This is a genomic window from Hymenobacter endophyticus (assembly GCF_032464715.1).
In the GTDB taxonomy this organism is placed as follows: Bacteria; Bacteroidota; Bacteroidia; order Cytophagales; family Hymenobacteraceae; genus Hymenobacter; species Hymenobacter endophyticus.
The window spans coordinates 762266-772339 of sequence record NZ_JAWDJT010000002.1 but is presented as its reverse complement, the minus strand read 5'-3'; the positions used below and the strand labels follow the sequence as shown (position 1 = coordinate 772339).

Sequence of the window (10074 nt, the reverse complement as noted above, 5' to 3'; positions counted from 1 at the left end):
TTCCTGATTTCTGCCTGCATGCTGCCTCTTCTGCCTTTCCTTTCCCGACCACACAAAACGGCCGACTCTCCTCGTTGGGGGCTTGCTCCGGGCTGGAGTAGCTACCGGGCAGCCGGGCTGAGCGTGGGCCTGGCGTTGCTGGCGGCCTGCTCGGGTACCAAGTTTATTCCGGAGGGCAGCAAGCTCTACACCGGCAGCACCGTAAAGGTGAAGTCTGAGAGCCCTATCCCGAAGGAAGCGGAGTTGACCACCGAGCTGACCGGCGTGATTACGCCCAAGCCCAACGCTTCCATTCTGGGGCTGCGGCCCAAGCTGTATTTCTGGCACATGGGCGAGGGCAAAACCAAAGGCCTGGGCCACTGGCTGGCCAATAAGTACGGCGAAAAACCTGTGCTGCTCAGCCAGGTAGACACCCAGAAAGTGAAGGGCCTGATGGTGAACCGCCTCTACAACAACGGCTACTTTCAGCCGGTGGTGCACAGCAAAGTGCAGGTGAAGGGCCAGGCGGCTTCCGTTGATTACACGGCCACCGTGGGCCGGCCCTACACCATCAAGGAAATCTTCTTCCCCGAAGGCGACTCCCTGTTGCCCCGGGCCGTGCGCGCCACGCAGGCGGCCTCTCTGCTGAAAGTGGGTGACTCCTACAGCCTGCAAACCTTCACCAACGAGCGGCTCCGCATCGACCAGGCCGTGAAAAACCAGGGGTTCTACTACTTCAACCCCGACTACATTCTGTTTCAGGTAGACAGCACGCTCAATAACCAGGTGAACGTGTACCTGAAAATCAAGGGCAAAACGCCGGAGCAGGCGGCCAAACCCTACATTCTGGACCGGGTGCGGCTGAACACCGACTATACCCTGAACGATACCACGCTGGCCCCAAAGCCCATCAACTACCGGGGCTACCAGTACTTCCCGGATGAGGACGTGTTCAAGGCCAAGGCCATTGTGAATGCCGTGTTCCTGTTCCCGGACAGCCTGTACCGCCGCCGCCGCCAGGACCAGACGCTGAGCCGCCTGATGAGTCTGGGCACCTTCAAGTACGTGGATATCGGCTTCCGGCCCGCCCGCCAAAAGGCAGACTCGGCCGGTTACGGCTTCCTGAACTCCTACGTGCGCATGACCCAGCTGCCCAAGAAAAGCCTGCGGGCCGAGGTGCTGCTGGTGAGCAAATCCAACGGTTTCACGGGGCCTGGCTTTCAGGTGCAGTTCCGTAACCGCTCGGCCTTGCGCGGGGCTGAGCAACTCTTGGTAAACGTAACCGGCACCTTCGAAAACCAAACGCGTAGCAACACCAACACCATTGGTCTTACTAGTTATGAGCTGGGCGCCAATGCCCAGTTGGTAGTGCCCCGCCTCATCACGCCACCCTTTGATATTCGGCTCAAAAACTCTGATTTTCAGCCCCGAACTACGTTTGGAGTAGGGGCTAAAACCGTTACCCGCCTCGATGCTTTCACCCAGCAGGCGTTCAACGTGAACTACGGCTACACCTGGAAAACCAAACTCACCAACGAGCACGAGTTGCGGCCCATTGACGTACAATACCTGCGCCTGAGCAATCCGTCACAGGCGTTTGAAAAACTGCTGGAGGAGCGGCCATTCCTGGCTAACTCCTTCCGGCAGCAGTTTGTGCTGGCCAGCTCCTACCGCTACACCTACAACCAGCAGGCCCTGGAGCAGCGCCGCAACCAGGTCTACTTCAGTGGGGGCATAGAGGTAGCCGGCAACCTGGCCTACCTTGTCAGCTCCCTCTCGGGCCAGCCTCGCACTACCAACACCGACGGCAGCCAGGCCTACACCCTGCTCAGCCAGCAGTTTGCCCAGTACACCAAGGTGGATCTGGAGTTTCGTAACTACTTCCGCACCAGCTCCAACCCCAGCAGCGGCAATAAACTAGCCACTCGCCTGCTCATCGGGGCCGGGCTGCCCTACCAGAACTCCTCCGTGCTGCCCTACCTGAAACAGTACGGCATTGGCGGCCCCAACAGCGTGCGGGCCTTCGCCGCCCGGGGCTTGGGGCCGGGCACCTACCGCGCCCCCATTGCTAGCGAAAACAGCTCGTTCTATGACCAGGTGGGCGACATGCGCATTGAAGCCAACGCCGAGTACCGCCAGGATCTGTTCCCCTACGTGAAAGGCGCTTTGTTCGTGGATGCCGGCAACATCTGGCTGATCAACCAGGACCCCAGCCGCATTACCGTGGATGAAAACGGCAACCCTGATGGCAAAAACGGCCAGTTCTCGCCCAGCACGTTCCTGAAGGAGCTGGCCGTGGGAGCCGGGGCCGGTATCCGCATCGATGTGCAGTTCTTCGTCATTCGCCTCGACTACGCGTACCCGCTCAGCGTACCGTATAACAACAGTGACGTCGTCCGTCCCAGCCTCAACCAGTCGTTCAACAAGCGTGACCAGAGCGCCGGCCGCCTGAATATTGCCATTGGGTATCCGTTCTAAGCAATCCGCAGTCAGTATAGCCCCAAAAAAAGCCCGACTACAACAGTGTAGTCGGGCTTTTTTTGGGGCTATACTGACTGCTTACGCCTCCGCCGCCATGCGCACCTCTACCGGGGCACCTACGGTTTTGTGGGCAGGTACCACGGTTACTACCACGTATTTGGAGGTAGGCGTGTTGCTGGTTTTGGCTACGCTGCCCACTGGTACCAGCGGGTTGGCCTCCGGGAAGTATGCAGCTACATTGCCCTTCGGAATATCATAAGGTACGGCAATGAACTTCTCCACGGTGCGCTTTTCGCCCTTGAAGTGGCTGGTAATGTCGATGAGGTCCTTGGCCTTAAGGCCCCGGTCGGCCATGTCCTGCTCGTTCATAAACAGCACCCGCCGCTCGCCTAGTACGCCCCGGTACCGGTCGTTGTAATCGTAAATGGTAGTGTTAAACTGGTCGTGGCTGCGCACCGTCATCAGAATCAGCTGGTCAGGCTCATTGGTGTACTTCTCCAGCTCCGTGGTGGTGAAGTTGGCCATACCATTCTTGGTGGTGAACTTCCGTTCCCGGGGGCCGTTGGGCAGGTAGAATCCGCCGGGGCGGCGTAGCTTCTCGTTGAAGTTCTCGAAGCCCGGAATTACGCGGCTGATGTGGTCCCGGATGACGTCGTAGTTCTCCGTCATGGCCACCCAGTCGGCAATGTTGATTTTGCTACCGAAGGTGGCAATGGCTATGCCACAGAGAATGGCTACTTCGCTCATCATCTGGCCTTCCAGCGGCACCAGCACGCCCTTGTTCTGGCTGACCACGCCCATAGAGTTTTCGCAGGAAGTCATCTGGTGGCCCGACTTCTGCATGTCCACATCGGCGTGGGTGAAGCAGGGCAGCAGCAGGCTGGTTTCGCCGGTGGTCAGGTGGCCCCGGTTGAGCTTGGTGCCCACGAATACCGTCAGTTTCTGTTTGCGCATGCCCTCGGCTATGATTTCAGTATCGGGGCCGGCGGCAAGCAGGTTACCACCCAGGCTGAAGAAAACCTTGGTTTTGCCCTTATACATGGCCTTGATGGCCTCTACGGTATCGTAGCCGTGCTCATAAGGGGGCTGGAAGCTGAACTCCTTGGCCAGGGAATCCTGAAACTCCTTGGTAGGCTGCTCCCAAATGCCCATGGTCCGGTCGCCCTGCACGTTGGAGTGGCCGCGCACCGGGCAGGTACCCGCGCCGGGCTTGCCGATGGCACCCTTCATCAGCTGCAGATTCACGATTTCCTGGATGGTTTGTACACCCTGGCGCTGTTGGGTAACGCCCATAGCCCAGCAGGTTACAATCTTCTGCTTGGTAGCCAGCATGTTGGCCGCTTCCAGCAACTGAGCCCGCGAAATACCACTCAACTCCTCAATATCCTCCCAGGAAGTGTTGCGGATGTTCTGCTCGAAGGACGCAAAGCCAGTAGTGTACTTGTCGATGAACGGCCGGTCAACCACTTGGCCCGGATTCAGGTCCTCGGCCTCAAACAGGTGTTTCATAATGCCGCGCAGCAGAGCCATATCCCCATCCACGCGCACCTGCAGGAACAGGTCGGTAATCTGGGTGCCGTCGCCCAGCAAAGCGCCCAGCGCCCGGAAGGGGTTCATGAAGTCCTGGGGATTTTTGAAGGCCAGCAGGCCCGCTTCCGGCAGGGGGTTCACCGAAATGATTTTGGCCCCGTTGCGCTTGGCCTTTTGCAGGGCCGTGAGCATGCGCGGGTGGTTGGTGCCCGGGTTCTGCCCGATGATCAGGATCACCTCGGCCTCGTGGATGTCATTGAGCGTAACGGAGCCCTTGCCCAGGCCCAGCGTGGGGCTCAGGGCCGCGCCGCTGCTCTCGTGACACATATTGGAACAATCGGGCAGGTTGTTGGTACCCAAGAGCTTGGCAAACAGCTGAAACAGGAAAGCCGGCTCGTTGGGTACCTTGCCCGAGGTATAGAACACGGCTTCGTCGGGCGAGGCCAGGGAGTTCAGGTTGTCGGCAATCAGCTGGAACGCATCAGGCCAAGCAATGGGGGAGTAGTGGTTGTCGCCGGGGCGCTTTACCAGCGGGTGCGTGAGGCGGCCGGCGTTGTTCTGGTCCCGGTCAGTCATCTGGGAAAGCTGGGCCAGGCTATGCTTGGCAAAGAACTCAGGGCCGGCGGCTTTATCATCGGCATCCGAAGCGGTGGCTTTGGCCCCGTTCTCGCAGAACTCGGCCACCGAGCGGTGGTCGTCCGGGTCGGGCCAGGCGCAGCTGGAGCAGTCAAAACCGTCCTTCTGGTTCATTTTGAGCAGGCCCCGGGTGCCGCGGTTTACGCCCCCCTCACTCCAGCTAAACTCCATGGATTTGATAACCGCCGTAACGCCAGCCGCCACCTTGGCGCGCTCCTCCAGCTTGAGGCCGGTGGGCGCTTCCGGGGGTTGGGCCAGAATGGGGTGGTGGTACTTGGCGTTGGCTACGTCGGGGGCTGGTATCACGCTTTCGTCACGTTGGTGTTGAGGATCGGGGCGGTAGTGGTCGGGGGCGGGAGCAGTACCCTGATCGGGCCGTTCCCCGCTTTTAGGCTTATTCTCGGCCTTTTGCTGGTGAGAATTGCCCGCGTTGCCGGGGTTGCTAATGGGAGACTCTTCCATGGTGCATGGTGGGAATGACGGTGGAATAGAGAGAAGTACAGGGTGCTAATGCTTACAGCCCAGGTCTTTCTCTACCAAAATATGCAATACTTGATTATCGGCAACTTCGCTGGTGCCGCGCAGGCTCACCTCATCCGTTGAGGTCCAGCTGTCGGCCAGGGAGGCAGGTAGCAACACCCGGATACAGCCAGCCTCATAGCGGGTGCTAAGAGTCAGGGCGTCGGCGTCGCGCTCCAGGCTATACGTAAGTTGCTCGGCGGAGGTCGGGCCCAAGGGTACCCTGATTTTCAGACTTCCCTGCTGACGGAAAATATCCACCTCAGGTGGGTCGAGGCGCAGGCGGAGCGTGTTGTCTTCGAGGCGAAGTTTCATAAGGAATACAAGAGAAGTGCAGCGTATCAGGCAGGGACTGAACCGGCTATCCGCCAGGCGTGGCTATACACATTAAAGCGGTTCTGGCGTACAAAGCCGCACACCGTCATGCCGAAATTATGCGCCGCCTGCACCGCCAGGGAGGAGGGCGCGCCCACGGCTGCCAGCACCGGAATACCCGCCACGGCCGCCTTCTGCACCAGTTCAAATGAGGCTCGGCCACTCACCAGCAGCACCGTGTTGTGCAAGGGCAGCAACCCCTGCAGCAGGGCCGCGCCAATTACTTTATCCAGAGCATTGTGGCGGCCCACATCCTCGCGCAGAAGTAGCAGCTCCCCTTCCGGCGAAAACAAAGCCGCCGCATGCAGGCCGCCCGTTTGCTCAAATAGCTCCTGGGCCTGGCGCTGCCGCTCCGGAAGCAGGTGAATAACGCTGGCCGCCACCTGTGGCCCAGTAGTGGGCAGTACCGGGCAGGCCGCGGCGTGCACGGCCTCAATACTGGTTTTGCCACAAACGCCGCAGCTGCTACTGGTGTAGAAGTGGCGCTCGAGCCGGGGCAGGTCGGGTAACGCGGAGGGGGCCAACTCAGCCCGCACCACGTTTTCGCGCTCCTCCTCCTTTTCCACATCGGGGCAGTAGACGAGGCCCTGCAACTCCTGGCGGCTACTAATGATGCCCTCCGTAAACAGAAATCCGGCCGCCAGCTCAAAGTCGTGGCCCGGCGTGCGCATAGTAATGCTCAGAGTGCGGTGCTGCCGCTGCCCGGCCGGCCCAAAGCCCACCCGAATTTCCAGGGGTTCCTCGGCCGCCAGCACGTCGGTAGCTTCCACAGCGGTAGTGCCTTGCACGCGGTGTACGGTTACGTACTCGTAGCTGGTAGGCGGAAGAAAAACGGGAGCAGACACGGCAACAGTAAAAGAAGGAGGAAAACGCAGGTACCTGTACGCAAAACGGCACGGGCCGGTAAGAGCGGCGTATTTGGTTAACCTTATGGGCCGGAAGTAAGTTTGAGCTTGGCACGGCCCCGAGCGGCAGCGCCCGGCCAGAAACCAGCTTTGGCCCCTGCGCTGGAAGCGGCAGCCTCCTGTGCCGGCCATTATTTGCCCCCTACCCATGCTTACCCAAGAAGAACGCCAGATATACCGCCGCCACCTGCAACTGCCCGAAATAGGAGAAGCCGGCCAGGAAAAGCTGAAAGCCGCCCGCGTGCTGGTGGTGGGGGCCGGGGGCCTGGGCTGCCCTGTTCTGCAGTACTTGGCTGCCGCCGGTGTGGGCACGCTGGGCATAGCCGATGCCGATACGGTGGACCGCAGCAACCTGCAGCGCCAGATTTTGTACGGTCCTGCCGACCTGGGCCAGCCCAAGGCCGAAACGGCGGCCCGCGCCGTGCAGCGCATCAATCCCCTGGTACGCACGGAGGTATACACCTGCCGGGTTACGCTGGGCAACGTGCGCGAGCTGGTGAGCAAGTACGATGTGATAATAGACGGCTCCGACAACTTCCCCACGCGCTACCTGCTCAATGATGCCTGCGTGAGCTACGGCAAGCCGCTGGTGTCGGGGGCCATTTACAAGTTTGAGGGGCAGGTTGCGGTGTTCAACTACCAGGGCGGCCCCACCTACCGCTGCCTGTTTCCGCAGCCGCCCTCAGCCGCCGAGGCTCCCAACTGCGACGCTACCGGGGTGCTGGGCGTGTTGCCCGGCCTGGTGGGCACGGCCCAGGCCACGGAGGCCCTCAAAGTTGTGTTGGGCATAGGAGAAGTGCTCAGCGGACGGCTCTGGCTGTTTGATGCCCTCACCTTCCAAACCCGCACCCTGAAATTCGCCCGCCGCCCCGAGCAGGCCGCCCTGAACCTGGATACGGCCAACACCGCCAACTATGCCGACCTGTGCGGGGCAGGGGTCCGGAGCGTTTCGGTGGCGGAGCTGCGGGAGCAGGTGGCCTCGGCCCGGCCGCCCTTCCTGCTCGATGTGCGGGAGCCCCACGAGTACGCCGCCGGCCACTTGCCCAATGCTACTCTGCTGCCCCTGAGTGCTCTGGAAAAAGGCGTGGCTACCCTGCCCAAGCAGCACCCGGTAGTAGTATACTGCCGCTCGGGCCGCCGCAGTGCCCAAGCCGTTGAGCGCCTGCAAACCGAGTTCGGCCTAACCAACCTGCTGAACCTGGAAGGCGGTATCTTGGCTTGGGAGGATAAGATGGAAACGGTGGAAGAGGCGGCCAACCCGGAAGCGGCCGAAAACCAGGATGGGGCCTCGTGCGGAGCACGGTAGCAATGGCTGGGCATTTGCACCAGGCACACCAACTGCCGTGCTTGGTAAATGCCTGTTATCTTGAGGAGAAAAGAAAAGTAACTATACCTAACTAATCCTCAAGATTATGGCTAAGAAATTGGTGCAGATGCTACTGCTACTGGTTTTTTTGGGCGTGCTACCCATGGGCTGCTGCAAGGAGCTGCGGGACTACGCCAACGTGCGGGCGGTGCAACTGCTGGTGGCGGAAACCAGCAATGGACCCGCCTTCACTACTGGCACGCGCACCACCGCCGCCCAGCTGCTGGTAAGCATGGTGCTTAAGTACGACTACCTGGCGGCTGCCCCGGCCCGGAACTGGTTTGCGGCCAGTGCTATGGCCTTTCAGTGCGATGAGCCTGGCTCAAGGGGGCTGAAAGACAAAATATCCGAGCTGTCCTTGACCAGTACTGGGCAGTTTAACGGAGTAGCTGCCGGGCAGCCGCTAAACCAGTTTGTGCGCTGCTTGGCGGGCAACAGCAGCTACCAGGGCGTATCTTTCCCGCTGGCGCAACTGGCCGACTCTCTGAACTCCTGGAAATCGGGGAAGTACGATGAGCTGGACCGGCCAATTGAACTAGTAATAAGCCCCAAGCCCGCGGATAACGCGCAGCAGCAGTTCCGTTTGCGCATCCGGCTGCAAAGCGGAAAAGAAATTGAGCAAACCACCCCCAGCTTTATCTGGGAATAGATACCAGCGCCCTACTGGCAGCATCCCGCCCCCTAACACCATGCCCCTCACCGCTACCCCGCCGCCCCGCCCCCGTATTCGCTTCGACCGGAATGAGCTGGCGGGGGCCTTTGGCGACCTGGGTACCGATCTGCCCCTGCTCATTGGCATCATTGCCGCCTCCGGCATGGATAGCGCGGGTGTACTCATCATGTTCGGGCTGATGCAGGTGTTTTCGGGACTCTGGTACGGGATGCCCATGCCAGTGCAGCCCCTCAAGGCCTTTGCCGCCCTGGTTATTGCCCAGAAAATTCCCGGCCGCGTCATCTTCGGGGGCGGGTTGGCTATTGGCGTGAGTATGCTGCTGCTATCCGTAACCGGCCTGATTGACGCGCTGGCCCGGTTGGTGCCCAAGCCCGTTATCCGGGGCATCCAGTTCGGGCTGGCGTTGCAGCTAGCCACACTGGCCCTCAAGGAATACGTGCCCGCCGATGGCTTGGCGGGGTATGTACTGGCCGCGGCGGCCTTCCTGGTGACGGTGGTGCTCCTGGGCAACCGGCGCTGGCCGGCCGCGCTGGTGGTACTGGCTTTGGGCGTCAGCTACGGCCTGCTGTTCAAGCTCGATTTTGCCACCGCTCATCGTGCCATCGGGCTGCACCTGCCGGGCTGGCAGGTACCCACCTGGGACAATGTGAAGTACGGAGCCATTTTGCTGGCCCTACCCCAAATTCCGCTTTCCCTGGGCAACTCGGTGCTGGCTACCCGGCAGGTGGTGGAAGATTACTTTCCGGAGCGGCCTCTCTCGGTGCGGCAAATCAGCTTCACCTACGGCCTCATGAACCTGATAAATCCTTTTCTGGGTGGGTTTCCGGTATGCCACGGCTCGGGGGGCATGGTGGGCCACTACACATTTGGGGGGCGCACCGGGGGCTCGGTGGTGCTGTACGGCGGGCTGTTTCTGGTGCTGGGACTGGGGTTCAGTCAAGGGTTCCAGCAAATCGTGCAGATTTTCCCCTTGCCTATTCTGGGGGTGCTGCTGCTGTTTGAGGCCCTCACGCTGGCCACCCTCCTGCGCGATATTAGTGGCTCCCGTTCCAGCTTATTGCTGGCTTTGCTGGTGGGTTTGCTGTGTAGTGGGCTGCCGTATGGTTACCTTGTAGGCCTGTTGGCGGGTACGGCCCTGTACTATGCCATGCAGCGCGGCTGGGTAGGGCTGGGCAAGTAACTGCGTATGGAAGAACAAGTACTCTGTCGGATCTGGAAAACAGTGCGCATCGAGGCCGGCCCCCAGCCGTTCCAGGGCTACTGGAGCATGGGCGAAGGCGTGGTGTTTGACTTCAGCACCCTCAACCAGGCTCCTGATGCAAGGCTAACGGCTACGGGGTGGATGAAACAAGCCGGCAAAATCGTGCATCCCGGCAACGAGTCCTCCCTGTATCTGCTCATCAAAACCCTCTCCGACCAGCACCTCACCCTGGAGCTGCACATGTTGTACTCCGGCGAGGCCCGGCACACGCTTACCCTACACCTGGTGCCGGTGGCGGCTTAACTGGGTTGGGAGGATACGCTGATAGTACGTCATGCAGAGCCGACGGTGAAGCATCTCGCGTGCTGACGTTGCGGTAGTAATCAGACATCAGCACGCAAGGTTCTTC

Annotated in this window: 8 protein-coding genes; 5 read left to right on the top strand and 3 right to left on the bottom strand. The window is 60.5% G+C overall.

Features of this window, described 5'->3' with window-relative positions; genetic code table 11:
- Positions 1–18: 18 nt before the first annotated feature.
- Positions 19–2457, top strand: a complete 2439-nt coding sequence (tamL, locus tag ROI90_RS05720; protein WP_315997374.1) for a translocation and assembly module lipoprotein TamL — start codon at positions 19–21, stop codon at positions 2455–2457.
- An 81-nt stretch (positions 2458–2538) separates the two neighbouring features.
- On the opposite strand, the gene ROI90_RS05715 is transcribed toward tamL, so the two are convergent.
- The 3 genes from ROI90_RS05715 to fdhD are packed head-to-tail and all read right to left on the bottom strand — an operon-like array spanning position 2539 to position 6365.
- On the bottom strand, positions 2539–5088 hold the full coding sequence (locus tag ROI90_RS05715) for an FdhF/YdeP family oxidoreductase (protein WP_315997373.1): 2550 nt from the start codon (positions 5086–5088) through the stop codon (positions 2539–2541).
- Positions 5089–5133: 45 nt separating this feature from the next.
- The gene (locus ROI90_RS05710) at positions 5134–5460 is read right to left on the bottom strand and encodes a DUF7009 family protein (RefSeq protein ID WP_315997372.1); all 327 of its coding nucleotides are present in this window, start codon (positions 5458–5460) and stop codon (positions 5134–5136) included.
- A 26-nt stretch (positions 5461–5486) separates the two neighbouring features.
- Positions 5487–6365: a formate dehydrogenase accessory sulfurtransferase FdhD gene (gene fdhD, locus ROI90_RS05705; protein ID WP_315997371.1), complete on the bottom strand. Its 879-nt coding sequence runs from the start codon at positions 6363–6365 to the stop codon at positions 5487–5489.
- 208 nt (positions 6366–6573) lie between these two features.
- Between fdhD and moeB the strand changes: the two genes are divergently transcribed.
- From moeB to ROI90_RS05685, 4 genes are all read left to right on the top strand, one after another.
- The gene (gene moeB, locus ROI90_RS05700) at positions 6574–7731 is read left to right on the top strand and encodes a molybdopterin-synthase adenylyltransferase MoeB (RefSeq protein WP_315997370.1); all 1158 of its coding nucleotides are present in this window, start codon (positions 6574–6576) and stop codon (positions 7729–7731) included.
- A 106-nt stretch (positions 7732–7837) separates the two neighbouring features.
- A complete protein-coding gene (locus ROI90_RS05695) occupies positions 7838–8440 on the top strand; it encodes a hypothetical protein (protein ID WP_315997369.1) in 603 nt (200 codons plus the stop codon).
- A 40-nt stretch (positions 8441–8480) separates the two neighbouring features.
- Positions 8481–9644, top strand: a complete 1164-nt coding sequence (locus ROI90_RS05690) for a putative sulfate/molybdate transporter (protein WP_315997368.1) — start codon at positions 8481–8483, stop codon at positions 9642–9644.
- A 6-nt stretch (positions 9645–9650) separates the two neighbouring features.
- Positions 9651–9968: a hypothetical protein gene (locus tag ROI90_RS05685; RefSeq protein ID WP_315997367.1), complete on the top strand. Its 318-nt coding sequence runs from the start codon at positions 9651–9653 to the stop codon at positions 9966–9968.
- Positions 9969–10074: the final 106 nt, after the last annotated feature.